The organism is Yersinia massiliensis (assembly GCF_003048255.1).
Taxonomy (GTDB): Bacteria; Pseudomonadota; Gammaproteobacteria; order Enterobacterales; family Enterobacteriaceae; genus Yersinia; species Yersinia massiliensis_A.
The window spans coordinates 526,544-552,983 of the sequence record NZ_CP028487.1; the positions used below are offsets into that span (position 1 = coordinate 526,544).

Here is a 26,440-nt window from a genome sequence, read left to right on the forward strand (position 1 = left end):
GATCCCTGTACTTAAGTTAGTGGCTTATAACCTGTATCTATTGTTGATTTAGGTTACTTTAATTAAATGTTGATGAATGGAATTTATTTGGTATTTGGAGTTGAATGAGAATTTATTGGGATGGGATCCTATTCTAATTAGATATGTAAGTTCAGTTTGTTTTTCTTATAATTCTTATTTGATCTTACTTGGTGGGTGTTATTAATTATGTTAATTTAAAATATATTTTTTCAATTGATAATTCATCAGATTAAATTAACTGAGGTTATTTTAAGAGTGGGTTAATCATTGCAATTTATTATTGGAGGACAGGGTGTGGTTTTCACCACACCCGCTATTTATGATTCATTCACGCTAGATAGATAACGCCAGACGGGTCCCTTGATCAATGGCTCTACGGGCATCCAGCTCTGCGGCGACGTCCGCGCCACCAATTAAATGCACCGTTTTACCCATATCCAGCAAGGGTTGATGCAATTCCCTGCGTGGCTCCTGACCGGCACAGATAATAATAGTATCGACGGGCAGGCAACTGCGCTGTTCCGCGAGGGTAATATGCAGCCCTTCATCATCAATAAGGTCGTAACTCACACTGTTGAACATTTTCACGCCACGCATGGCCAAACTGGTGCGGTGGATCCAACCGGTGGTTTTCCCCAAACCCTCACCCACTTTACTGGTTTTCCGCTGTAGCAGAAAAATCTGCCGTGGCGACGGTTCGACTTTCGCCCCCGCCGGCGATAAGCCGCCGCGATGTGCAAGAGCTTGATCGATTCCCCATTCATGGCTGAAAGCAGTGCTGTCCAAGCTGCTGGATTCACCGGATTGGCTGAGGTATTCCGCGGTATCAAAACCAATCCCGCCTGCGCCGATAATAGCGACGCGTTCACCCACCGGCTTTTTATCACGCAAGACATCCAGATAGGTCAGCACTTTCGGGTGATCAATCCCCTTGATGGCCGGTAAACGTGGCTGGATACCACAGGCGAGGATCACTTCATCAAAATCAGCGAGTTGCTGCGGTTGCACTGGCGTATTTAATTGCTGGATGACCCCATGAAGTACTAACTGACGGCGGAAATATCGCAGCGTTTCGTAGAATTCTTCTTTGCCGGGGATCTGTTTGGCGATATTGAATTGACCGCCGATATCGGCGGCGGCATCAAAGAGCGTCACTTGATGACCACGGCTGGCGGCGGTGACGGCAAATGCCAACCCCGCAGGCCCAGAGCCGACAACAGCTAACCGCTTCGGTGTTTCTGTGGGTAATACGGGCATTTCAGTTTCACGGCAGGCGCGCGGGTTAACCAAACATGACGTGAGCTTCCCATCGAAAATTTGATCCAGACAAGCTTGGTTGCAGCCAATACAGGTATTAATTTCGTCGGCTCGATCCTGTTTAGCCTTTTGGACAAATTCAGCGTCGGCTAAGAAAGGGCGAGCCATCGAAACCATATCTGCGCAGCCGTCGACAAGAACTTGCTCAGCAACTGAAGGGTCATTAATCCGGTTGGTGGTAATCAGCGGGATCCTGACTTTACCCATCAATTTACGGGTCACCCAGCTAAACCCGGCTCGCGGCACCATGGTGGCGATAGTCGGAATACGCGCTTCATGCCAACCGATACCGGTATTAATTATCGTTGCACCTGCTTGCTCAATGGCCAATGCCAGTTGCTCAATCTCATTCCAGTTGGAGCCTTCTTCGACTAAATCAAGCATCGACAGGCGATAAATCAGGATAAAATCAGGCCCCGTTGCTTGCCGCACCGCCCGTACAATTTCAACCGCAAAACGCCTCCGGCGAGTGAAATCGCCGCCCCATTCATCATCACGATGATTGGTTCTGGCTGCGAGGAACTGATTAATAAGATAGCCCTCCGATCCCATGATTTCGACGCCATCGTAGCCTGCCTGTTTGGCCAGCAAGGCGCATTGGGCAAAGTCAGCAATGGTTTGCAGCACTTCATCATGGCTCAATGCTTGTGGCGCAAAGGGATTGATGGGGGCTTGCAAAGCGGAAGGCGCCACAGGTTGCTTCTGATAGCTGTAACGGCCTGCGTGAAGAATTTGTAGCGCGATTTTGCCGCCTGCGTGATGCACGGCCTCCGTCACGACTTGGTGGTGGGGGACTTGCGCTGGGTCATTCAGTATTGATGCCCCCTGATAGACCACGCCTTTTTTATTGGGTGCGATGCCACCGGTCACTATCAAGCCAACACCACCGGCGGCCCGTTCAGCATAGAAGGCCGCCAAACGTTGTGGCCCATCAGGCAATTCTTCCAAACCAGTATGCATTGAACCCATCAACACGCGATTTTTTAGCGTGGTAAAGCCGAGATCAAGCGGCGCGAGCAGGTGAGGGTAAGCTAACATTGCAGTCTCCATCGGGTGTACTTCTGGCTCTATTAATCAGCTCAATACAGCCAAACCGTTGTTGTTATTTCTCGCCGCCCTCGCATATTCAGCAAGTGGTCGGATGAGATTTTTTATTCAAATCTAGACGGTGGCGTGCAGCTTGGGAAATTGTGATGTACTGAATGTGATAGCCGTCATGAATATGACAGAGAAAGAGACGGTATCGCAGCGAAGGATACCGTGACAGAGAAGTGAATTAAGCGTTACGTTTATAGAGGCCTGCAATCATAAAGCAGCTGAATGAACTGAACAGCATCTCAATCCCGACCAAAGTGGTAACCAACGTGATTGACATCAACGGCCCAGCACTGACCAACAAATAAGTGATCACTAAATCCAGCACCCCTAGCAGGATTTGCAGCCACGCACCCGGCATCCCCCATGTTTTGAATCCCGTGATGAGCCGCATTATCCCGCCAAAGGCAAAGAGCACCGCTAAGACGATGGCCAGACTTATCATGCCTATCGCTGGATTTGTGACGAATACATAACCCATAACAATGTATGCCACGCCAAGCAGAATGCCGGTAACCATCGGCCAAAGATTATGGGAGCGGTTGGCTATCATCCCGACTATCAGGGCAATCCCGCTGAGTAGCAGCAAAATACCGATGATCTTGCTCAGGACAACGCTGGACGCTATTGGGTTAATCAAGCAAAAAATCCCGCCCAGTAGCAACAGAATGGCAATGACTCGCATGATTAACCGCTGCTTTTTTAATACGCTTTCATCAAGATTCATGAGGTATTTTCGATCAATATTAAGCATGACGATAACTCCTGTATGATCAGAATAGTGTGATTGATGACTGCGATAAGTATAAGCCTATCATGTGATGTATAAATAAAATTAATGATATCAATGCTATTCTAACGTGGCATATTTCCTTTACAGGATCAGCCACGTTGCTGAACGTGAATTCAGTGAGGGGGAGGCTTTAACGTACGTGATATAACCGGTCACCGGTATAACCAATCCGTTGAGAGATTGATAACGCCGCTTGTGAAACGAGGGTTCCCAGCTCTTTAACGCGTTCTGGATTACCGATCATTTTTGATGAGAGACAGGCCACGCTGATAGCAGCAAGCGGCGCGTTATGTGCGTCGTAAATGGGTGCAGCTACACAGAAGACATCCATATTGTGCTCGCGATCATCAATCGCATAACCCCGTTGGCGTGCTTCGTTCATCTCTGCAATCAGGCGCTCTTCAGTCGTAATGGTGGTGGGGGTTATCGGGGGCATTCCACCGGTGCGGCGGACAATATCGAGCAGGCGTTCGTCAGAATAAGCAGAAAGCAGCGCTTTGCCTAAACCGGTGCAATACATCGGCCGATTTGCGCCCAGTTTACACGATGTGCGTACCGAACTTTCGCTCTCTGCTTTATCCAGATAAACCAGCATTCCGCCACTTTCAATCGCTAGGAACGAGGTTTCGTTTACCTGAGCGGTAATCTTCTCAAGTACCGATTTCGCGACATCGTAGAATGGCTTTTTATCACGATAGCCGGAACCGACCTGAAATAGCTTAACCCCAAGCCGATAGGACTTGAGACGCTCGTCGGCAATTTCAAGGTATCCTTTATCGACCAGCGTATAAATGATATCGAACGCAGTGCTTTTCGGGATCGCCAGACTTTTACTGATCTCAGTGATGGTTAATTCATTTGGACTGTGTGCGAGCAGCTCGAGGATCTCAATTGCCCGCCCCACTGAACGATTAAACTTGTCCATGGAAGGCATGCCTTAACAAATATTTTTGCCATTATACCGTATCTAACCTTTCTGAATGCGTAAAAAAAAGACGCTTTATCAACGCCTTGATCACAGCTCCGGCAGTGTTATCCTGCCGGGCGCCGATTCACTTTTGTGCCGCAGGGGCGTCGTACCGGTATCTACCGGCATTTGCCTTGGCGGAATGTCGTGACGAAATTATCGGCAAGCTCAGTTAAGCCTTGCCAATTTCCGTCTGCAATCATCTGTTTATTGATAAGCTCACTGCCTACGCCCACAGCAAATGCCCCTGCTTTGGCAAAATCGGCAGTATTGGCGAGCGTGATCCCGCCGACAGCGATAAGGTCAAGGTTATCGAGAGGGCCACGAATCTCTTTGAGATAATTCACCCCTAAAGCATTTGCAGGGAACAGTTTGAGTAGATCAATCCCCATGCGGCAAGCTTGCAGCATTTCACTGGGTGTGACCACGGCCGGGATCATCAAGCGCTGATGTTCGTGGACGATTTTGACCACTTCAGGGTTAAAGTCAGGCGCCAGTACAAAGTTGGCACCCGCGTTTATCACTAATTGAGCCATAATCGGATTCAATACTGTTCCTGCCCCAACATACATTTTGTCGCCAAATTCAGCAGACAACATTTCAATGCAGGGCAAAAATCCAGACGTATTGCAGGTCACTTCAATCACTCGGATGCCACCGTCATACAATGCCTGTGCCAGCGGTAACACCTGTTCCGGTGTAATGTGGCGCGCAATCGCGATGATGCCAGTGTCTTCTATGGCTTGAATCACTTTTTGCTTTATCAAAGCATTTTCCTTCTTAACGGCGAATTAAGTCTTACTCACCAGTAGAATGGAGATCTCCCATTGCTACTGGTGCCATCCTGTTGTTTTTACTTAGTTTGTTGCTGTAATTGGTTTGGTCACTAAGAACCAGTAACACAGTGCTGCACACCCAGCGATAATGCCGCCGCTCACAAAGGCCAGCGTGTATGACCCCGTCGCATCTGCAATCATCCCAGTGACCAGTGGGGATAACGAACCCGCAAAGTAGCCACCAAAATTCTGAATACTGCCGACTGAACCGACCATGGCAGAAGGCGCAACATCACCCGGTAATGCCCAACCTGTTGCAGAAAGGGCAGAGAGCAATGCCATTGCCACAACCAATAATGCAAGCGTTGAACTTAAGCTAGTCGCAAAAGGAATACAGACTACGGTAATACCTGCTAATAAAGCCGATACACTGATAGTGACGCGTTTAGCGACTAACGAATCTTTAAATATTTCGCGGTCCATTAACCATTTTGAGATATATCCACCGACCACGGCACCGACAATACCGCCGAAATAAGGGATACTGGCATAAATACCTAGAGACTTAAGCTCTATGTTTTGGGTTTTCATTAAATAAAGTGGTAAGAACGTGGTGAAGATATTCATCATCCATACATAGCAGAACCAGCCTAATATCATTCCCCATACACATTTATATTTGAATAAAGAACCCCAGGTTATTTTTTTGCCGTCATCACCAATTGCATTACCAACAGCGGTACCGCCACCACCTTCTTTTATATAGTCCAGCTCTTCTTCAGTAATGGTTGGGTGTTTTTCAGGTTGATGATAAAGAAAAATAAAGAAAATCAGGAAAACTAAACCCAGAGCACCAGCAATATAAAACAGTGAGCGCCAGCCAAAGGGAACAATAATGGCGACCAAAATCGGTGGTGCGATTGCAGGGCCCCATTTTGACGCGGCATCCCAAAAACCGGTGGCGAGCGCACGTTCTTTTTTCGGGAACCAAGTGGCGGTTATTTTAGCCGCTCCCGGCCAGCATGGCGCTTCTGTCACACCCAATAACGCACGGGCAAAGAGGAGTGAGGCGAGGCTGCTACATGCCCCAGTGAGCATGGTTGCGCCACTCCATAAGCCAATGGCCCAGCCGTAGACTTTTTTGGGGCCAAGCTTATCAACTAGCCAGCCAGAAGGAAGTTGGCACATTGCGTAAATCAGTGCGAAAACAGACCCCATCAAACCGATATCGGTATTGGTTAGATTCAGATCTTTCATCATATCAGGTGCAGCGATAGATAAACTTGCCCTGTCTATATAGTTAATAATACCGCCGACTAATAATAGAAATACAACAAACCATCTTTTCTTTCCGACTTTATTTGCAACTACCGCTGTTGTTTTTACGGTTGTATTCATGGTGATTGCCCTATTAATACTTCATTCGTAGGATAAAGTGATTACAAAAGCTGTTTAAATCGTGCTAATTCTAGAATACCCAGACCCGATAGCGGTTTCGGATTATCTTCGATAACACGTATTTTCCCGGTAAAGAATGCATCATCATTAATCAATGCGGCGAAAGCCTCTTTAAGGATCTTTTTCCCGCCAATGACAATGGTCATATCGGATGTGATATTTAATGCATCACTGTTTTTAATGGCGGAAATATCACTGGACAGTACGGCACCCAATAAGAAATTTGCTTTCTCATTTTTTGATTGATGAGCAAACATGTCGAGGATACGAACTGAAAAACAACTGCGTGAAAGGCCGACTTTTTGGCACGTTCGGCTGCCTTCTAACAAGGCAGTCTTATCTATTTCGTCAGCAAAACCGTGTTGCAGTGAACTGGCTAAAATCGTATTTTGCGTAATGACATCTAATAATTCGCCGCCAATAGTGGTGACACAACCAGTAATCCGGTTCTCCTCATCAATTCGAACGAATTTGGAATGCGAACCCGGCAAAATAATCAGTGCTGGCCCTTGTAAGTCCAAAGACTGGATGACACCAATGACTTCTGTCTCTTCGCCACGCATGATATCCATCGCTTCGACGTTTTCTGCCGTGACGAGTCCGGTGTTGTTACGCACTCCGGGGACAAACCAAATTGGCTGCTCAGCGACTTCTGGCATGTCTACTTTCACCATCCCCTGAGCGAGTTCTGCAACTCCCGCTGGCGCAATCTGATGCGCTAATTCGTAGAGACCGACATTAGACGTGATCATGCCAGATGACAGCAAAATAAGCGGATCGTTGTAGCTAATGTTGGCTTGTTTCATGGCGTCGTCAATGGCGGTTTTCACGGCGTTCATTAACGTATTTTTACTGCCACTGATGGCGGTGTCACGAACACCAACAGCCTGAAAAGATTGGGCAATAATGCCATCATCTTTCCAAACGCTAACGCGGGTGTTTGTTGTCCCTGTATCGATGGTGATAACGTACATAGTAATTTCCCAGAGGTTAAGTTAATACCGATTAATATTGCGTTAGTAAAATTTTAATGTGCAATTGATTAACAACATTCTGACTTAAAAACGAGAGTGCTAGTTAAGTACGGCTTATATTTAATATGGAGATGTTAAATAGTTAAATACAAAATAGTTAAATACAATGTTCATGAGTGTAATTCTTAGCAATATAACATGCGCCTTTTATTCCTAACATGGCAATTTCTTCAGGGTTAGTAATAGAGATAATATTGTTTTTAATTGCTTTAGTTTCTTTTAACATTCCTTGATATAACTTGCATCGTTCTGAATTACCGATAAAGATAATATCGCCGGTAAGTGAGAAGCCTTGCTCTTCTGCTTCATCAAACAATTTCATATCATCCGCTGCTATTGTTGATTCACAATAGAATTTTCTTTCTGCTGCTGTTGTCGATAATGAGAATTGGATAAACCGCGTAAACAGAAGGCTGCGCAGTAAGCCAGCTCGGTTCACGCATTCATAGGCATACTTGAGAATATCTGTACTGTAGAAATCCTGAGTATTGCTGTCAGAATCAATCATGCTCGAATTGATAAAGGTTTCCTTTCTGACTGCAGCATAAACTTGCCCACTCAAGGACGTGATACTGCCCGCAATCGCACCCTCTTTATTAATGTGGATGAGTTTGGTTGTTGAACCTAGCTCCACAATAGTGGCGGGTAGCGTTAATGACATGCTTGAAATAACACCTATGGCCTGTGTTTCCTCTCCGCGCATCAGATCTATCTTTCTGATGTTGTCCCATGTGGCTTCGCCAATATCATTTTTAACGCCAGGAATGAATATAATAGGCAGGTCAATCGGTAAGACTTTATTCCCCTCAACTTCACAGGTATGTTGTGCAAAGTCATTGATATTAACTGGCGCAATGAGATGAGGAACTTCCAACAGACCCAAATTAGATGTGATCATGCCAGAGGCAATAGCAAAATCGACATCGTGCAAAGAAAGTTTATTTTGATTGAGTAATGATTTTATTGCCTCAGTGAGGGTGAGTTTTAGCTGCTGGTTATTGCCATTGCTAACGGTACTGTTTACGCCAATAGCAACTTCATATTTATCCTTCACCATTTCCTGATCAACCAAATACAGTCGGGTATTTGTTGAGCCACAATCAATAATTATATACATATGAATTCCCTGGTAGAGGCTATTTGTGAGCTGCGAGAGACAATAAAATCATTGCCTCTCATTTTATTTATTATTTTTATTAAAGGCAGCGCTGATAAATACTTCTGATTGTTTCAGCGTCTGGGACTTTAGGGTTATTTGACAGTACAACTTTCATGGTGGTGAGAACATTATTCACCATCCAATCGAAATGCTCTTCTTTGACACCCAATTCAGTCAGTGTTGGTGTCATATTAATATGCGTTAGAAGTTTTTTAACGGCATCGACACTACTGGCTGCCGCTTGTTCGACGGTCATACCACGGGTATCTACCCCCATTGCTCGTGCAATTGCGGCGAATTTTTCCGGTGCAGCGGGCCAGGTATATTCCATGAAAGGCATATAAATAGCGGCGATACCTTCCGCATGAACCACGTTTAATAATCCCCCCATTGGGTGTTGCAGTGCATGAGGTAAGGTTGTTCCTGCGCAATCAATCGCCATGCCTGCCAATGAACTGGCAAAGGTAACTTTTTCCCATGCCGCCAAATCACTGACATCGTCATAAACGCGCGGTAAATTTTGTGCGATAAGTTCAATGGCTTTGAGTGACAACATCTCACTCATAGGATGCGCATTTTTAGAAATGAACGATTCCAACGCGTGGAACAGCACATCAGCCCCTGGGCCAGCTATGACGCGCTTGGGCAGGGTCAGCATCAGCTCGGCATCAATAATTGCCGCTTTAGGGTAAATAAGTGGGTTAACCAAGCCTTTCTTGTCATTGGTTTCAGGGTTGGTAAAGACTGCGGTACGGTTTGCTTCGCTACCCGTCCCTGCGGTGGTGGGGATTAAGACCACTGGCAGCGCTGCCGTTCCCTGTTTTACGCCATAAACATAGTCCCAGATACTGCCTTCATTCATGGCTGAAAATGCGATGCCTTTTGCCATATCCATGGCACTGCCACCGCCAAGGCCGATGACTAAATCACAACCTTCACGATTGGCTATCTCAGCCCCTTCAGCCAGTAATGTTGAAAGTGGGTTCTGCATAAAACGATCAAATACGCTGAAGGCGACCCCTGCTTGAGTGAGATATTCCTGCAATGAGGCGAGTTGCCCTGTGGGTTTAGCACTATCAGAGGCAACAATCAGCGCTTTAGTGCCGTAGGTGGCAGCAATCGTTCCTGCTTGCTTGAACTTGCCAGCACCAAAATAGAATTTCACGGGGTTCATGTATTCGAATGACATGTCAGTTTCCTTTTGTTCGCATATGCGGATCGTGTTCGCTATTATGAATTAATCATAAAGTGGATCTTTTTGCTCGACCAATGAAATCGTCTTAAAGAGAGATCCGCATCACCCTATTTTTGAATTGTGAAAATTTTGTACAATGATGTAACAGCGTGAATTTTTGGTATAGCTATGATAAAAAAGGACTTATTGATATCAGGGGAGGAGGGCAGTAGGACTGCCCTTCGGGATGGGTAATAACGAAATGGTGACCAATGATAAAGCAAAACAGAAACAGGGTGCTTCTGGGCTCATCTTAGACAGAACTGCGTGATGAAAACTCTTGAACTAACTGAGCCAGTTTCTGTAGACCTAATTCTGCTTGTTCTTCAGTAGCATGACTGAAGTTAAGGCGCAATTGGCCACAACCTTCTGAAGCATTTGGGATAAACGATTCTCCCGGCATAAACGCAATATTATTTTCAAGTGCGATAGGCAGCAGTAATCGAGTGTCAATACGCTGATTCAACGTAAGCCAAAAGAACAAACCCCCTGCGGGTTTTTTCCAATGGGCCAATGCAGCAAAGTGGCGTTGGAGTGAGACTTCAAATGCATCGCGACGAGTTCGATAATAGTTTGCTAGCTCACTCATCTGATTTTCATGTTTAGGGTCGCGCAGTTGCTGCAAGACAAGCCATTGACTGATACGGCTGCTATGCAAATCCGCGGCTTGTTTCAACCGTGTCAGATACGGGATTAATTCTGGCGAAGCCACTAAATACCCCAAACGAAGCGCTGGCGATAGGCTTTTTGAAAATGAACCCTGATAAATCCACGGCGCATGCTGCAATAGGGCACAAACGGGTTTTCGTTCGCAAGGGTCATAAACCAAGTCATGGTATGGATCGTCTTCAAACAGTGGCAACATGAGGTCATCACAGCTTTTCGCGAGAGCTGCCCGCTGAACAGCATCAAGGCAATCGCCACTTGGATTCTGGAATGTCGGAATGGTGTAAGCGAACGCGGGTTTTTCCGTTCTAAGCATCTCAGTATCGGGTTGCGCTGAATCATAAGCCACAAAACGCGCACCGAAGAAGCGGAATACTTGCAGGGCGGCCAAATAAGTGGGGGATTCAACCGCAACTGGCGTGCCCGCATCAATAAACAACTTAGCGACCAGATCGATCCCTTGCTGTGAGCCTGAAATGATCAGTACTTGTTCTGCTGAACAGGCTAAACCTCGCGCAGATAAGTTTTTTGCAATCTGCTGGCGTAGCTCGGACTCACCTTCACTCGCGCCATATTGCAGCATTGATTGTGACATTCCATCGAGATTCAGATGGGGGAAACTCTCCACCGCAGGCAATCCACCCGCAAAAGAAATCATGCCGGGCCTATCAATGACAGATAATATTTCCCGAATTGGTGAGGGGTGAAGGTCGTGCAGCCGTGAGGAAAATCGACTATTCTGATGCGCTGTAGTTCTATTCATGCAGTCCGTCCATAAAGGTCAACCCATTTGACCTTTATGGAAAGTAAAATGGACAGCGATTTACGTCAATACTCTTGACCTAATTATTTTTAATTTGTGACCGAAACTCGATGGCAGCCACTAAAAATTCTCAGCTTCAAGACGACGTCTTATTACATCAGGCCATTGAGCAGTTTTATTTTGGTTATCGTAAGTTCACGGAACTACCCGATAAATTACTGGCTGAGCGCGGATTAGGCCGAGTACATCACCGTATTCTCTATTTCGTCGGTCACAATCCAGATATTTCCATTAATGCCCTGCTGGGTATTCTTAAAATTAGCAAGCAAGCGCTCAACGGGCCGCTAAAACAATTAGTGGCTATGGGACTGGTCAACGTTACCGCTGCTGAACACGATCAACGAGTACGGCAGTTAGCACTCTCTGCATCGGGTAAAACGCTTGAAGCGCAATTAACTGATACGCAAATGCAATTGTTGCGGCAAGTCTTCCAACAGCAGGGGAAAGAGACAGAAGCGGCGTGGTTGCAGGTTATGCAATGTTTGAATAGAGAAGATTAGCTGTCATCGTTCTTCGCCAGTCTACGAACTGATATTTAATGATTTATACGAATAAGTATAAAACTCGCGTGGCACTTTTGCGGCATTGACCATCAGATACAAAATAGCGACTACCAGATACAAAAAAGCCACTTCGTCAAAAGTGGCTTAATGTACTGATTTAACAGCTAAAATTTGGTGGCCCCTACTGGACTTGAACCAGTGACCAAGCGATTATGAGTCACTACCTGAATTGCGTAAAATCAATGTTTTACATTAATTTTCATTGACTTATATTGCCAATGATTGCATCTATTTGCCTATGAATGCCATTTCTGCCGCCACTTTATCGCCATTCATCTAAGCATATCCAATGTTAGAACGGAGCGCTTTCATCTGAGTCGAAATCAACGGATGGAATGGTGACGTGATGAATTGTATTTCTTTCCATTTCTATCATTTGAGCTTCTTGCTCTCCATCATCGTACCAAGATGAAGTATCAACCTCTAAAGCATCAGATATGACCTCGAATGTTTCAGGGGAGTCTAAGTGAGAAACCATTCTTAAAGTAAACGGATAATCTGCTTCTATCGTAGCACCGTCATTTTTAGGTCCGTACTCCTGTGTCACGTAAGCTGTGCCGCTCGCATAGATATGTATGAACTCATCATCTATTGAGGTAATACCAAAATCTTCAACTTCTGTATAATCTACCCATGCATGATTCGCTATAGTTATAAGATCTTCCGGAATACTGCTTACCGCAGTTGAAATGACTGCTTTTTGTATTTTTTCTTCTAATGTATCAATAAGTTCACTTTTACAACTTTCTATTCCACTAAGAATTGTGGATGCTGTTTCCAGAAGACTTTTTGCATCTTCGAAAAATCTTTGTGGATTGGGGTGTAAAGATTTTTCATTGATATGTGTAAAATTATTCAGAGTCGCGTAAAGCTTTAGCATATAGCGAATCCCATCATCTAATTGCTCAAGAAATTCCTCACCAAGATATTCGTTAGAAATTTTCATCTGCGCACAGTATTTCAGATGTTGTTTTCTAGAAACTTCATAATGTTCATGCTCCCTTACGTACCACGGAGCTTTTTTTACATTGTCATCGGGCGACTTTCTCTTAACTATATGGTCAATCAGGCCTCTAAGCGAAAAGGCAAAGTTATGGAATCTTAATGGGTTTCCGTGAGAGGCATAGTTTCTTAGGCTTGCCCGGAATAGTTCTCTCTCAAAATCGGTCTCTAAGTGACTTTCAAATTTTTGTATAAAGTCCAAAGAATATAGTTTTTTAAGTTTCATTATTTTGTTTCGTTACGCTATTTTCAGTATTTGAGATAAAGGATTAAGACGCACTGCATCTTCTAAATGATCAGGCGCAAAATGTGCATATCGCATCGTCATTTTGATATCTGTGTGACCGAGCACACGCTGTAAAACCAGAATGTTCCCGCCATTCATCATAAAGTGACTGGCGAACGTATGACGCAAAACATGGGTAAGTTGTCCCGCAGGTAATTCAATACCTGTTCTTTCCAGCGCTGACCGAAAAGCACCGTAACAATCATTAAATAATCGGCCTTTTTTATCACCAGACAGGGAGTCATAAAGCTCTTTGCTAATAGGAACGGTTCGGTTCTTTCTGCCTTTCGTATTCGTATAGGTAATTTTATACTCTGACAACTGACTTTTACGCATACCCTCCGCTTCTGACCATCGTGCGCCAGTGGAAAGGCAAATCCTGACGACCATTTCTAAATCGGGATGGTCATGACGTTTACATTCAGCTAGAAGTAGGGTGATGTAATCATGAGTGAGCCAAGCCATTTCCATTTCTTCGGTGCGGAAAGGTCGCATATTTTTCAAAGGGTTTTCACCTTTCCACTCACCGAGTCGATTTAGCTCGTTAAATACCGCCCGAAAATAAGCCAGCTCAAGGTTTAGTGTACGGGGTGATACCACTTTTACCCTGTTTGAGCGGGCATGCTCGCCTTTTAATCTTTTCTCTCTGTAACGAGAAAACATTTGCGCATCGAAATCTCTCGCAAGAGGTTCGCCCATACAGTCAAAAGCGTGATGCATTGCTTGCTGGCGTCTGAGGCCATCTTTAAGTGTGATGCCGTGAGCGCTATACCATGCGTCAACCAGCTCTTTTAATGTACGCCTTTCTTCTTTTTCTTCCTGCCACGGGTTTTGAACGGTGTATTGTTCAAACGCTAGTGCTTCACCTTTTGTAGCAAACTTCTTTCTGATTCGTTTGCCATTTGCTCCGTTAGGATACAGTTCGCATATCCAGCCGCCAGCAGGATTCTTACGCACAGCCATTAGTTAACCTCGCTGTAAACACCCGTAACGCGCCCTATCAATTTAATTTCATTAATCCCACATTCAAACGGTACTTTCCCACCGGCTACATGTAATTTTTTACCCGGCAACTTTGTTAGCTCACGAATGCTAATAGACTCATCAATATCAACCAACCACAAACCGTCCGATAACGATGCTGCTTTATCGATAAAGTGAAGTTTTCCATCAGTGCGAACAGCAATTCCATCAGATAAAGGCTTCCCAAAAAGCTGAACATCAATACTCAGATAACCATCACTTTTGAGTGTTTCTTCACTTAATGTGAATATTTCTATTCTCTTTGTATCCGATGATGAAGACTTACCTTCAAATTGTTGCCCTTCTCCGGTCAATAACCATCTAAGGCTTGCCCCCGTTTCAAGTGCGCAGTGTGCTGCAAAGTCGTAAGAGATAGCTCCACGGGTGTATCGATTAGACAGCGAACTAGACGCGATATCGAAGTGGTTAGCTAATTGAATTTTCTGAGAAAATCCATATGCCAAACAGACTCTATCCAATACATCTACGTTGCTCCATCCTAAAGAATCAATTCTCATTTTGATAAAACCTATTTACTATCTCCCAATATGGAGATATATTTTGGCTAAACCTACGTAATTGATGGCTGGTGTTGGCAAACAGAGGCGCATCACTTACAAACTTTGGCAAATAGGGAATCATGCATCATGGCTTCTGAAATCGCAATTATAAAAATTCCTGCTCCTGTAGTGAGCTTAGAAATGTTCGCAAAACTTGAGGGTGTTTCAAAACGTACCGCTTACCGTTGGACGACTGGCGATAACCCTCGCGTACCAATTGAAAAGCGAATGATTCGCAAGGGATGTAAGAGAGCAGGTGGCCCGATTCGTATTTACTATGCGCGTTGGAAAGAAGAACAACTTCGCAATGCATTCGGTCATGCTCGTTTTCAGCTCATCATTGATAATCTGTATTCACTTTAAGTGAACTTTAAGGATGTGACATGTTTGATTTTTCTGTTTCTAAACATCCGCACTTTGACAATGCATGCCGCCAGTTTCCAACGCGCCACAATCTGACTCAGTTGGCGAAACAGTTGGATATGAATGCGCAAACGTTGCGGAACAAGCTCAACCCGGAACAACCGCACCAGCTTACGGTTAGTGAATTGCTTGCGATCACTGACGCAACAGAAGACGCCAGCTTGATTGATGCCATGTTGGCGCAAATCAATTGCATGCCATCGGTGCCAGTCAATGAAGCCTGTCCCGGTAATATCCCAACTTATGCTCTACATGCTACCGCTGCCGTTGGCTTGATTGCCGCCGCTGCTGTTCAAGGCGATCATAAGACTGCTTCCCGTAAATCGTCACTGCTGGATACGGTCAATACAGCGATTCGCCATCTGTCACTGATTGGTCTGACAGTGCAATGTCGCATTCAGTCAACCCCTGCGCTTGCTTCAACCGTTGATGTTATTAGCGGCTTGAGTGCTGTCGCCGGTTTGAGTTGAGGTGTCTTTATGATTATTTCTATTGCCCCATTGTTAAAACAGCAAAGCCCGGTAAGCCTGCGCCATTTCGGCCACGGTATGCTGGAGTTGAAGAACGGCCAGCGCTGGAAGCCGGGAAGTAATCAAAAGGCGCTTTTACAAGAATTGTCCTCTGCAAAGAAGACGCCAATATTACGCCGTCTATTCGGGCGTTGATTGGAGGTTATATGTTGCAATTAACGGAAGCTGAAAAATTAAGAATGACGGGTATTGCCCGCATTACAGAATTAAAAGAAAAATATTTGCGCAATAGAAAAAATGTTGCTCAAGAAACTTTTGATAAATCGCCTGCACATTTGCGTAAAACAATCTGTTTTCATGCTGGCTTAAAAAGTCGCCATGTGAATATGCAGTTTTCAGAATTAAGCCCAGCAGAGAGGGAATCTGTAGTTGAAGCGTTGAATTACTTAATTGAGTTTACCCGTTCGTTGCCGTCATTTGTCAGTAATGATGACTGCACACTGAATATTATTAATTAACCAAAGTCGCAATATATGGCGTTTTACTCGCCGGGTTTCGTATTGCCTAAAAACAGGAATTACCGATGAAGAATACAAAGCAACCAGCGGAATTAATCAGATATGAGCGCTCGCCTGCGGCTATGAACTCACTGGAGTTATTACTAAATGAAGCTCGGATTGATGAGCGAAAAAATCAGGCTGCACTGGTTTCATCGCGTTTGGAAGAAATCGCTAATCAAATATTGAATCGTGAACTGAATGGCGTAGAGGCTGCTGAACTGCTTAACCAAATCGCTGAGCACATAATCACTCAGTCTTATGACCAGCATTAACAATATGCGTGGCCGTGTTGCCCCAACTCCGTCGTTGCCTTATCCGGGCAGCGGCGCTGCTGTTCCTGCCTACGCCTACCCCGGCAGTAAACCACGCCAAACCCTTGCACCAGCAAGACCGCTTACCCGTGAACAACTGATTCAGGGGCAAGCTGTTTTAGCCAATATCAATAACCTGCCTCACTTCCTGCGTAGCCAGTTCATTTCTCGCTATGAATACCTGCTAGCCAATAAAGGGCTAAACGACGCTAACAAATGGCTGATGTTTGTCTTTGACCAGCGTATCTGGCCGCGTATTCAGGTGGTTAATAACAAAAATGTTATGCGCCTGAGTGCGTCAATGAGCTTTTCCACTGATGCCCCAACTTATGCCAGCCTCGCGGGCATGCATGATAAAGAGCTGCGTCGCTTTGCCCGCAAAATCGGTGATGAGCTAATGGTGGCGTACAACCATCATTGTGATGAATGCATTAAGGCCAATCAGGGTGACAGGTCTGTTTTATTGCAGGCTGATACACAGGTACGGATATACGGCGATATTGCCAAAATGGCGCGCGCTTTTAATATCACGCCAATGCACTGGCGCAAATACCGGAAAGGCCGGTTAGATATCTCGTCTGCTATCGCCAGCCTATCACGTCTGGTTAATCCCGAATGGTGGGAGCGGAAACTTAAAGCCCAGCGTATGTGCTGGCGGGAAGCATTATTGATTGCTGTCGGTAATGTTAGCCGTGATAAATCGGCCTCTTCTTATGCCAGTAAGCAGGCTATCCGGGAAGTGTTCGCCCGTCGCCAGTCTAATTTGGAATATCTCAAAAGCTGCCAGTTAGAAAATATTGAAACCGGTGAGCGCATCGACCTGATTGATAAGGTCATGGCGAGTATCTCTAATCCAGAAATTCGCCGTATGGAGCTAATGAACACCATCGCTTTTACTGAAAAATATGCTGCCGAGCAGAAGCACGTCGGCATGTTCCTGACCATCACTACCCCATCTAAATATCACCCGACCCGCGTTGTTGGGAAAGGGGATAACGAGAAAGTCCAGCTTAACCACAAGTGGGACGATGAAGCCTATTCCCCGAAAGACGGCCAGCGCTATCTCTGCAACATTTGGAGCAAAATGCGCACCGCCTTTAAAGACAATAAATTAAGCGTCTACGGAATGCGGGTGGTTGAGCCGCACCACGACGGCACCCCGCACTGGCACATGATGCTGTTTTGTGAGCGTCGCCAGCGCCAACAGATTATCGACATCATGCGTCGTTATGCGTTGAAAGAAGACAGTGACGAGCGTGGAGCCGCTAAATACCGCTTTGAGTGCAAGCATATGAACAAAGGCGGGGCCGCTGGCTACATCGCTAAATACATTGCCAAAAATATCGACGGCTATGCGCTTGAGGGCGAGCGTGACCATGAAACCGGCGAGCTTCTAACTGACTCCGCTGCGGCAGTGACAGCGTGGGCGGCAACGTGGCGCATCCCCCAATTTCGCCCGATAGGTCTGCCCTCCATGGGGGTTTATCGCGAGTGTCGCCGTATCCGCTCTATTAGTCTGGCTGAGACTTTCGACGAAACCGTGGAAGCCGTGCGCCATGCTGCTGACGAAGGTGATTTTGCTGCTTACATCATCGCGCAAGGTGGCACCAATTGCGGCAACCAGACCGTCCGTTTAGCCAAGCGCGTCGCTGATGAACTCAACGCCTACGATGAGGAAGTGCAGAAAGTCGTCGGTATCTACGCGCCGCATTTGGGCGCTGACCATGTTCATGAAACCCGTACAACTCAATGGCGCATCGTTTCGGGTGCCGTTGACGTTGAGCTTTTGACTTTGAAAAGCGCCTCTGGCGCGCCTCGGAGTCCTGTCAATAACTGTGGGTTAGGTGGAAACACCCAAGCGCCAAATGACCCCAACGGGCAGGCTAAAACGCCTGTGATAGCGATGGAATACCCACCGGACGCCGTTATTGACTGGTCGGACACTGCCGCCGTGAAGGCGATTGTGGCCCGTGTTAAAGAGAAACAGCCAACGATTAGCAAGACACAATGTAGTTTTAACCCAACCAAAGGCCGACTTATTGCCCCGTCAGCCCGTTTGACCCGTGAAGAACGCCAGCGCATCCCCCAAATCCGCAATGATTTACTGCTGAAAGATATCAGTGTCCAACGCTGGGAGCTGGAATCGTTAGCCCGTGGGGCCAAAATGTCGTTTGGTGGCGATGTTATTCAGTATCCGGCCTTGTCCGACTGGCCGGAATTTGATGATTAATCTACCTGAGAGAAAAACCATGACTAAAACTGATGCAACTACCCGTAAGCAGGCACAACGCCAGCGTGATAAATCCGCCGGTATAAATGAAGTTCGCGCCAGACTGGAGCCGGAAGAGTACGCGATGCTAATCGAGGGCATGGCCGCTCGGCGTCTGTTCCGGCCCGCTTACGATTTACCGGAATATATCGCGCTGCTTATTCGGCAAGATAACCAGCGACTAAAAGAACAACAAGCCGAGCTGAATAAACAATGTTGTGGCAAATGTGGCGATACCTTACCGGGAGATCCAAATGGGTGTTGTTTGCGGGGTGAGGCGGCATGTTGGCAGACCAAAGGTATCAATAGCCTATTAATTAGCGCAATTAAACCATTGTGACGCGTCACAATGGTAATTAAATAAACAGTGTGACTCTCGGTGTTCACTGTTTTGATGCATAAAAGGCTTGTTGTTCAACAGACTGCTATTTAAATCAAAATTTTTTACTTAAGTAAAACCATAGATTTATATAGAAGTTTTCATGTTAAATGCATATTATACTGTATGTAAGTACAGTGCTTATGTGACGGAGGGATGAGGTGCCAGATTCATTAGAAGAAATAGTCTTAATCGAAAGAATCGATCTGATAGCGCGGCTTACTACCGGCGATGAGAGACAAAAAAATGATAAGGAGATTGCTTTGGTTTGGATTGCAGAGCTTGTGCAACAGATGGCACGTTCTTATTCAGAGCAGAAAAAGATCATCTGTAATAGTGATGATAGTGGTTTTGATGACCCTACAAAGAGACTTAAATAATTAACAAATGAAGGTGTTGGATTCTCTTGCATATTTTGTGTAGATAGGCTTTAGTTAGTAACAGATAGAGATGAATGACAAGAGTTCACACACATTTATGGAACTAAAAGTGTATAAAAAACTCTCTATTAATACAGGCATTGCTTGGCATATGGTCACATAGCATGTACACTTTGCCGCCCTTCTTAAAAGGTACTTATGCTACCTCGGCTTCTAACAAAAGCCTTGCAGTTAAATGTCGTATAGCTCACTGATAACAAAGGAAGTGGTCAGTATGCAAGGAGGTTATTATGACTGATTTAATTATGAAGTTGTTTGGTATCGAGTCTTACTTACCCATGGTCAAAAGACTTAATGATGCTGGAATACACGATATCCGTGTAACTGAGCGCGGTGGGGTAGTTGTTGGTGGCGAATCAGAGGATATGGATGAGTTACGTGCAGCTGCGAAGATTATCGTTGAACATGATGCGATAAAAGTACAAGAGCAAAATTAAGGGATAATAAAAAACGATGTTTGCCCTGCTTATTATTCCGCTTCTTGTTAGTGGGTGTCTAGTTGTGACTTCCACCCACAATTTTAGAATGTATTTCAGGTTGCATCGATATGATGGACAACTGTTGTACTTAAAGGCGGCGACATTCGGGACTTTCGCCGTCTTATTCTCTCTTCTTGCCGCATTCACTATAAAATGGTTTTGGCCTGAATTTAACCTTGCTACTTGGACTTCTTGGTTGATTGATGCAAGCAAAGATCCAAAATCTAACCGGGTAGTATCATGGTTAATCCTTATTTCTGTGGCATCCATACTTAGCGCCGTATTTTTTAATATCTTATCAAGAGTTACCACATTTTTATCCGCACATCTTATTGCACGAGTAGTGTCGAAAAGTGCCCCTATTAGTAGGGTTGATGCTGCTAATGGTGAGGTTAAAGAAGAGTCTCGCGACTGGCGTTTTTATATTCAAACGATGCGTTTGTCTGCTCTTGGTGATGTGTTGCCAAATGGCTCTTTGGGTAGGTTATTCTTTGACTCTGCAACTAGGCGGAAAGATGTGTTGATTACGTTGCAAAGCCGAAAGGTTTATGTTGGCAGGGTAAAAGTAATAAGTGAACCAAATGAAAAAGAAGGGCCAAATCAGGAAATCTCAATTACGCCTTTACTATCTGGTTACCGAGAAAAGGATACATTAAGCATAATATTTACAAATGACTATGATGGTTTAAAAGATGTAGATACCACAATTGTATTCCCGCTAAGTGAAGTTAGCCATGCGTCGTGGTTTAATATGAACACTCATCAAGCTGTTGATAATAATCACACTAAAAAAAATCAGCAATCGACACTTCCTGTTATTCAATAACTAGTTATAAACCGCCGAATCGGGCGGTTCTTAGCTTAGGTTTGTAATGCATGCATATAGTGCATGATTTTGCATGATGAACCTGAGTCAGAAACTCCCCCTTAGCACCAGTCCCGACGCGGATCTCAATGGATCATGCAAGTGCATGAAATGCGACCTGCAAAGCGCGCAGGCGTGGCGGGGATAGCATTGCGCGCAAAGGGTTTTGATACCCTTATTTATCGATCTTGGGCGGGCCGTGGTGCTGCGTTCTATTGGATTGGAAGTCAATGTGTGTGCATGGGGGCGAGGGTGTGGCGGGCGTCTGGTGGCGTATGGCGCTAGGTGTTGGAATTCCTACTTTTCAGTCACAAAAAAGCCGCCTTATTTGGCGGCCTGTGTGGTTTTATTCCTCACTTATCAGCTCATAAGGTTTGAACCGGATCACCTCTTCCCCTATCCAGTCATTCACCTCTTTCAATCGTTCTTGCAACGGCGTTAACTCGTTACGGACAAACACTTGTGAGGCTTTCGCCACGTCACCAAAACCGCCAGTATTGTTGGGAATAATCCCCATCATCTGCGGCGGCACCCGATGAACACTAAGCAGGTCATCGCGGGTCGCGTTCTTGATATTAAAAAAGTCATCTTTGGTGGCGACTTCGCTCAAGGGTAAAATCTGGATACCGTCTTTTTTGCCGTTGGGTGCGTACATAAACAGGTTGCGAAAATTGCCTAACCCTTTGGTGTCACGCATCGCTTTACGCATCGCCTCAATATCGCTGCTGCTTTGCGCCGCATCCGTCATATACAAGATGTAGCCCGCATGAGCACCATTCTGATAATACTTGCGGCGGAACAGCGTGGCCGCCTCATTGAGCCAAGCAGAATTTAAACCGCTGAGATATTCCGGCAGGCCGTAAAGCTCCTGATTAATATCCGGTTCTATCAGGTGAAAAATGCTACCGGCGGCGAACGGGTGTTCATCTTTCCAGTTCTGCACAAACCAATAGCAATCTTTTTCTAATCCACGGCGGGTGTACTTAGCCGGGCTGGGGTCGAGTCGCAGTGGTGCGCCCAGTTGGTTACGGCGTACCTCTAAAAATGCATTGCCAAATACTAGATAATCCAGCGCATAACGGCTAAAAGCCTGCTGACTGAGCATTGGATGTGGGATAAAAGTGCTCGCCAGTATGTTGCGTTTCACATACAGCGGCGAGCTGTGATGCACCGCCGCCCGAAAGCTGCGCGCCAGCCCGTCAAAGCTGATAGGCGGGTCATACCATTTTCCATTTCCGGTGCATTCGATGTAATCCAGTATTTCCCGCTTATCAAGAACGGCGGAGGGTTCGCCAAAGGTGAACGCCTCCACCGGCTGCTGTTGGCTGGCGGTGTGATTAGTTACCGGGCGACTCAATGCCTTGCGGCCTTTGCGCTTACTCATCCGTAAAACTCCAAGAAGTTAGGGCTGTGACCACCGTATGTCGCGGTGAGGGGTTCATTTAACAGGGCATGCATAATCGCCCACGCCACATCGGCGTGGCTGGCTTCTTCGCTGCGGCTGGCAACATAAGTCGAACTTTTGCCGCTGGCGGTCATGGTCTTGCGAATGGCCATAAATGACTGCGTGATATCGGTGTGGCCGGTGTCATATTCCAAACGGCCGTTATTGATAGTGTGTTTGGCTTTCAGCACCATGGCGGTTTTGATTTCAGGGGTGTATTTGATTTCTCTTGCGGCTGGGAAGAACTGGCGTACCAACTGGAAAACGCCTTGACCGACGGTAGTCGCATCAATGCCGATGTATTCCACGCAATACTTTTGCGTTAATTCTTCGATATGCTTAGCCTGCGCCTCAAAATCCATTCCTTTCCATTGGTGGCGCTCCAATACGCGGAACTTGCCGCCCGGCACCATCGGCGGGGCAATCACCGCACACCCTGCACTGTCACCGCCATTGGCCTCTGAGGGGTCGTAACCAATCCACACTGGGCGATAACCAAACGGCCGCAACGAATACGGGTTGTAGTCCTCCCACTCTTCCAAACTGTCGACCATGCAAGCCTGCAACTCGGCGAACGGGAAGACGGACGCTTGATCGTCCACAAATTCGCACATCAACAGGTTTTGATATTCGGCTGGACTGTATTCCAGTGACAACTGGTTGAGGTCAAACAGGTTACAGCCGCCCGCCAGTGCATCTTCAACCGTCACAATCTGCCGCCACTGACCATCATCACACAGAGCGCCACGAGCCAAATGGCTGTGGCTGAGATCCAGTTGGATATGGTCGGATTTATTGCGACGGCCCTTATTGAACAGCTCACCAGACCAGAACGGATAGGCGCTGTGGGCCAGACTCGACGGCGTGGAGAAATAGGTGGTACGCCATTTTTTGTGTAATGACATGCCGCTGGCAACTTTGCGCAGTTCCTGAAACTTGGGTATCCAGAAATATTCGTCCAAATACAGATTGCCAGTGTAGCTCTGCGCGGTACGGACATTCGTGCCGAGAAAGAACAGGCGTGCCCCGTTCGGTAACACCATCGGGTCGCCTTTCAGGTCAACGTCAACCATCCGAGCAAAGTCGATAATGTAGCTTTTGAACACATGCGCCTGTGCTTTACTGGCGGACAGGAATATTTGGTTACGTCCCGTGGTGATGGCATCCAACAGTGCTTCACGGGCAAAGAAGAACGTTGCCCCAATCTGGCGCGATTTTAGGATGTTACGAATGCGGTGAGCGAGTCCGGCCTCAAACCAGTTGCGTTGATAATCAAAGATATTTTCGTGAAAAATAGACTCTAGCTTTTCAATGGCTGACTCGCTAAACAGGTTTTTATCCGGGGTCTTGCGCTCCCCTTTGTTGCGGTTCGCCACGTTCGGATTTAAGTCGGCCTCGCTGCCGGTCTGGCTGTAGCGGTTCACCCGCGCCAGTCGCTCAATCTGACGGCCTAACAGGTCAATTTCTTTAAAGTCCCGCCCCTCTTTGGCGTCTTTCATGATGAGCTGAATTAACCGTGCTTCCATGCTGGTTTCCACGCGGGAAATGGGTGCAATCGCATCCCACCCGTCGCGCTTCTTCCAGCTCTGCACAGTCGGCGATTTCAGGGCCAGCGTGTCCGCAATCTGGCGCACAGAAAAGCCCTGCCAGTAAAGCAAGGCCGCCTGTCGCCGTGGGTCGCTGATAATGGTGCTCGGTGTCGTATTCATGCCATTAGGCTACGCGACCAGCCCGACCCTCTGCGCGTCCTCCCTGTTGTGCCAGCCCCGTCACAACGGGCTTTCGTTGTTGCCGCCCCTCTCAGTCAGGAAACTAAGCCCCGTACCAAACAACCCACATTAAATGGAGCCGCTCATGGCTAAGAAAGTTTCTAAGTTTTTTCGTATCGGCGTTGAGGGCGACACCTGCGACGGGCGAGTGATTGACGCTGACGATATCAACCAAATGGCCGAGTCATTTGACCCGCGCGTCTACGGTTGCCGCATCAATCTGGAGCATTTGAAAAGTTATTTCCCTGACAGTCCTTTCCGCCGTTATGGCGATGTATCAGCCCTTAAAGCGGAAACCATTGAAGACGATTCCATTCTCAATGGTAAGCGCGCGTTGTTCGCCCAAATCAGCCCAACCGACGATTTGGTGCAGATGAACAAAGCCTTACAGAAAATCTATACCTCGATGGAAATTCGCCCGAACTTTGCCAATACCGGTAAAGCCTATCTGGTCGGTCTGGCCGTGACCGATGACCCCGCCAGCCTCGGCACTGAAATGTTGGAATTCAGCACCAAAGCCAAACACAACCCACTGGCCGCCCGTAAATCTCACCCGGATAACTTTTTCTCTGCGGCGGTTGAAGTGCAACTGGAATTTGAAGACGTGGCCGAGCCGGGTGTCACTTTGCTCAACATGGTGAAGTCAGTGTTTAGTCGCAAACAGGCAACCGACGACGCCCGTTTTAATGATGTGCATGAGGCGGTGAATGCCGTGGCCGTGCATGTGCAGGAACAGGGAGAAACCATTGAAACCCGCTTTACGGCCATTGAGAAGCAACTTGCTGACCAAGTGACAGAGCTGAAACAGAGTATTGAAAAGGGAAAACAAGGCGTTACATCCCTAGAAACCAAACTGTCTATCACTGAAAACTTTAGCCAGACCAAGCGCCCAGAGTCTACCGGCGGCAACAATCAAAACGATGTATTGACCGACTGCTAGTTAGGGTCGCTGGCCGCCAGTTGTGCGGCCCGCTAGTTATTTCATTAACACGTTATTTAACTGAATCAGGATTATTATGCGCCCAGCAACCCGTTTTAAATTTAATGCCTATCTGACCCGTCAAGCCGAGCTGAACGGGGTAGAAACCGGCGACTTGAATAAAAAATTCAACGTTGAACCCTCCGTCACGCAAACCATCATGACCCGCGTACAAGAGTCCTCAGAATTTCTGAGCCGTATCAATATTGTGCCGGTATCGGAGTTGACCGCCGAAAAAGTCGGCCTTGGTGTCAATGGTTCGGTTGCCAGTACCACCGATACTGACGGCGGAGACGAGCGCGAAACCGCCGAGTTTGCCTCACTGGACAGTGAGAAGTATTTCTGTGAGCAGGTGAACTACGATTTCCACATCCGCTATAACACCCTTGACCTGTGGGCGCGTTATCAGGACTTCCAGACCCGTTTGCGCGACGCCATTATCAAGCGTCAGGCACTAGACCGCATCATGGCCGGTTTCAATGGCACCCATCGCGCCAAAACCTCTAACCGCGCACTCAACCCGCTGTTGCAGGATATCGCGCCGGGTTGGTTACAAAAATATCGCCTCAATGCGCCAATCCGCGTAATGAGTAAAGTCGTTGAAGAAGATGGCACGGTAGTATCGGAAAAAATCCGTGTTGGCCATGGTGGCGATTACGTCAATCTGGATGCGTTGGTGATGGATGCCACTAATACCATGATTGCTGAATGGCATCAGGAAGACCCTGAACTAGTGGTCATCACGGGTCGTCAATTGATGCAAGATAAGTATTTTCCTATCGTCAATAAAGAGCAGGAAAACAGCGAAACCCTCGCCGCTGACCTGATTATCAGCCAGAAACGTATCGGTAATTTACCGGCCATCCGTGTGCCGTTCTTCCCGGCAAACGCATTCATGATCACCCGCCTCGATAACCTGTCTATTTACTGGCTGGAAGACTCGCACCGCCGCCATATCGATGAGAACGCCAAGCGTGACCGCATCGAAAACTACGAATCCATTAAACAGGATTATGTGGTGGAGGATTACACCTGCGGCTGTCTGGTGGAAAACATCGAGATTCTATCGCCGCCGAAAAAAGAGGAGCCGGAATCTGGCGCAGATAAAAAAGCTGCGTCTGACGCACCTAACTACGATGGTCTGGCGGCTGCGATTATTGCCGCAGTAAAAGTGGCAGCTAACCCGGATGAAACTAAACCGGAAGCCACAGCCAACGCGGAAAACGTGCCGGAAACCACAGGCGAAGCACCAACTGCGAAGGGGAGTAAATAAGT

The 26,440-nt window shown here is 46.6% G+C and carries 27 protein-coding genes; 13 read left to right on the plus strand and 14 right to left on the minus strand.

Translation table 11 applies throughout. From position 1 onward, the window contains the following. Window positions 1–354: 354 nt before the first annotated feature. From DA391_RS02410 to DA391_RS02450, 9 genes are all read right to left on the minus strand, one after another. Window positions 355–2,376, minus strand: a complete 2,022-nt coding sequence (locus DA391_RS02410; protein ID WP_108087306.1) for an NADPH-dependent 2,4-dienoyl-CoA reductase — start codon at window positions 2,374–2,376, stop codon at window positions 355–357. 238 nt (window positions 2,377–2,614) lie between these two features. Next, complete coding sequence (locus DA391_RS02415) at window positions 2,615–3,187, minus strand: HdeD family acid-resistance protein (RefSeq protein ID WP_050083133.1); 573 nt, start codon at window positions 3,185–3,187, stop codon at window positions 2,615–2,617. A 169-nt stretch (window positions 3,188–3,356) separates the two neighbouring features. Continuing rightward, on the minus strand, window positions 3,357–4,151 hold the full coding sequence (locus DA391_RS02420; protein ID WP_072084818.1) for an IclR family transcriptional regulator: 795 nt from the start codon (window positions 4,149–4,151) through the stop codon (window positions 3,357–3,359). 161 nt (window positions 4,152–4,312) lie between these two features. Continuing rightward, window positions 4,313–4,960, minus strand: coding sequence for a bifunctional 4-hydroxy-2-oxoglutarate aldolase/2-dehydro-3-deoxy-phosphogluconate aldolase (locus DA391_RS02425; RefSeq protein ID WP_019212496.1), 648 nt, complete (start codon window positions 4,958–4,960; stop codon window positions 4,313–4,315). 90 nt (window positions 4,961–5,050) lie between these two features. Further along, window positions 5,051–6,367, minus strand: a complete 1,317-nt coding sequence (locus DA391_RS02430) for an MFS transporter (protein ID WP_019212497.1) — start codon at window positions 6,365–6,367, stop codon at window positions 5,051–5,053. A 41-nt stretch (window positions 6,368–6,408) separates the two neighbouring features. After that, window positions 6,409–7,401 carry a 2-dehydro-3-deoxygalactonokinase gene (locus DA391_RS02435; RefSeq protein WP_050083127.1) on the minus strand — a complete coding sequence of 331 codons (993 nt, stop codon included), beginning with the start codon at window positions 7,399–7,401 and terminating at the stop codon, window positions 6,409–6,411. Between the two features lie 157 nt (window positions 7,402–7,558). Further along, complete coding sequence (locus DA391_RS02440; protein ID WP_050083125.1) at window positions 7,559–8,578, minus strand: 2-dehydro-3-deoxygalactonokinase; 1,020 nt, start codon at window positions 8,576–8,578, stop codon at window positions 7,559–7,561. Window positions 8,579–8,657: 79 nt separating this feature from the next. After that, window positions 8,658–9,809, minus strand: a complete 1,152-nt coding sequence (locus DA391_RS02445; RefSeq protein WP_057650849.1) for an iron-containing alcohol dehydrogenase — start codon at window positions 9,807–9,809, stop codon at window positions 8,658–8,660. Between the two features lie 298 nt (window positions 9,810–10,107). After that, window positions 10,108–11,178, minus strand: coding sequence for a PLP-dependent aminotransferase family protein (locus DA391_RS02450; protein WP_226722953.1), 1,071 nt, complete (start codon window positions 11,176–11,178; stop codon window positions 10,108–10,110). A 215-nt stretch (window positions 11,179–11,393) separates the two neighbouring features. Between DA391_RS02450 and DA391_RS02455 the strand changes: the two genes are divergently transcribed. Continuing rightward, window positions 11,394–11,843, plus strand: coding sequence for a MarR family winged helix-turn-helix transcriptional regulator (locus DA391_RS02455; protein WP_098904993.1), 450 nt, complete (start codon window positions 11,394–11,396; stop codon window positions 11,841–11,843). 355 nt (window positions 11,844–12,198) lie between these two features. Here the strand turns inward: DA391_RS02455 and DA391_RS02460 are convergent, their stop codons facing one another. From DA391_RS02460 to DA391_RS02470, 3 genes are read right to left on the minus strand one after another with little or no spacing between them, the layout of a single operon-like run. Beyond that, complete coding sequence (locus tag DA391_RS02460; RefSeq protein WP_159074551.1) at window positions 12,199–13,134, minus strand: hypothetical protein; 936 nt, start codon at window positions 13,132–13,134, stop codon at window positions 12,199–12,201. A 12-nt stretch (window positions 13,135–13,146) separates the two neighbouring features. Then, window positions 13,147–14,157, minus strand: coding sequence for a phage integrase (locus tag DA391_RS02465; protein ID WP_108087307.1), 1,011 nt, complete (start codon window positions 14,155–14,157; stop codon window positions 13,147–13,149). After that, window positions 14,157–14,735 carry a phage repressor protein CI gene (locus tag DA391_RS02470; protein ID WP_108087308.1) on the minus strand — a complete coding sequence of 193 codons (579 nt, stop codon included), beginning with the start codon at window positions 14,733–14,735 and terminating at the stop codon, window positions 14,157–14,159. Before DA391_RS02470 ends, DA391_RS02465 begins: the two co-directional genes overlap by 1 nt. 129 nt (window positions 14,736–14,864) lie before the next feature. Between DA391_RS02470 and DA391_RS02475 the strand changes: the two genes are divergently transcribed. The 10 genes from DA391_RS02475 to DA391_RS02520 all read left to right on the plus strand — a co-directional run bounded on the left by DA391_RS02475 (window position 14,865) and on the right by DA391_RS02520 (window position 20,934). Next, window positions 14,865–15,140 (plus strand): hypothetical protein, encoded by a 276-nt coding sequence (locus DA391_RS02475; protein WP_064515257.1) that lies wholly within the window; start codon window positions 14,865–14,867, stop codon window positions 15,138–15,140. A gap of 20 nt (window positions 15,141–15,160) precedes the next feature. Continuing rightward, window positions 15,161–15,670: a phage regulatory CII family protein gene (locus DA391_RS02480; protein WP_108087309.1), complete on the plus strand. Its 510-nt coding sequence runs from the start codon at window positions 15,161–15,163 to the stop codon at window positions 15,668–15,670. A 9-nt stretch (window positions 15,671–15,679) separates the two neighbouring features. Next, complete coding sequence (locus tag DA391_RS02485) at window positions 15,680–15,865, plus strand: phage filamentation protein Fil family protein (protein WP_012303669.1); 186 nt, start codon at window positions 15,680–15,682, stop codon at window positions 15,863–15,865. Window positions 15,866–15,876: 11 nt separating this feature from the next. Beyond that, the gene (locus tag DA391_RS02490) at window positions 15,877–16,188 is read left to right on the plus strand and encodes a hypothetical protein (RefSeq protein WP_108087310.1); all 312 of its coding nucleotides are present in this window, start codon (window positions 15,877–15,879) and stop codon (window positions 16,186–16,188) included. 65 nt (window positions 16,189–16,253) lie between these two features. Next, window positions 16,254–16,502, plus strand: a complete 249-nt coding sequence (locus tag DA391_RS02495; protein ID WP_108087311.1) for a DUF2732 family protein — start codon at window positions 16,254–16,256, stop codon at window positions 16,500–16,502. Further along, a complete protein-coding gene (locus DA391_RS02500) occupies window positions 16,489–18,771 on the plus strand; it encodes a replication endonuclease (RefSeq protein ID WP_108087312.1) in 2,283 nt (760 codons plus the stop codon). Before DA391_RS02495 ends, DA391_RS02500 begins: the two co-directional genes overlap by 14 nt. Before the next feature lie 19 nt (window positions 18,772–18,790). Further along, window positions 18,791–19,150: a hypothetical protein gene (locus DA391_RS02505; protein WP_050535850.1), complete on the plus strand. Its 360-nt coding sequence runs from the start codon at window positions 18,791–18,793 to the stop codon at window positions 19,148–19,150. A 200-nt stretch (window positions 19,151–19,350) separates the two neighbouring features. After that, complete coding sequence (locus DA391_RS02510; protein WP_050535841.1) at window positions 19,351–19,569, plus strand: hypothetical protein; 219 nt, start codon at window positions 19,351–19,353, stop codon at window positions 19,567–19,569. Between the two features lie 290 nt (window positions 19,570–19,859). Next, entirely contained in the window at window positions 19,860–20,066 is a 207-nt protein-coding gene (locus DA391_RS02515; protein ID WP_050535840.1) for a hypothetical protein, read from the plus strand. Between the two features lie 16 nt (window positions 20,067–20,082). Then, on the plus strand, window positions 20,083–20,934 hold the full coding sequence (locus tag DA391_RS02520) for a hypothetical protein (RefSeq protein WP_050535839.1): 852 nt from the start codon (window positions 20,083–20,085) through the stop codon (window positions 20,932–20,934). A gap of 385 nt (window positions 20,935–21,319) precedes the next feature. Here DA391_RS02520 and DA391_RS02530 read toward each other — a convergent pair whose 3' ends face one another. After that, window positions 21,320–22,357 (minus strand): phage portal protein, encoded by a 1,038-nt coding sequence (locus DA391_RS02530; protein ID WP_108087314.1) that lies wholly within the window; start codon window positions 22,355–22,357, stop codon window positions 21,320–21,322. Beyond that, a complete protein-coding gene (locus DA391_RS02535) occupies window positions 22,354–24,126 on the minus strand; it encodes a terminase ATPase subunit family protein (RefSeq protein WP_108087315.1) in 1,773 nt (590 codons plus the stop codon). Before DA391_RS02535 ends, DA391_RS02530 begins: the two co-directional genes overlap by 4 nt. Before the next feature lie 145 nt (window positions 24,127–24,271). On the opposite strand from DA391_RS02535, the gene DA391_RS02540 reads away from it, so the two are divergent. Together DA391_RS02540 and DA391_RS02545 are read left to right on the plus strand one after the other, a co-directional pair. Continuing rightward, complete coding sequence (locus DA391_RS02540) at window positions 24,272–25,126, plus strand: GPO family capsid scaffolding protein (protein WP_108087316.1); 855 nt, start codon at window positions 24,272–24,274, stop codon at window positions 25,124–25,126. A gap of 76 nt (window positions 25,127–25,202) precedes the next feature. Then, complete coding sequence (locus DA391_RS02545; protein ID WP_108087317.1) at window positions 25,203–26,438, plus strand: phage major capsid protein, P2 family; 1,236 nt, start codon at window positions 25,203–25,205, stop codon at window positions 26,436–26,438. Window positions 26,439–26,440 lie beyond the last annotated feature (2 nt).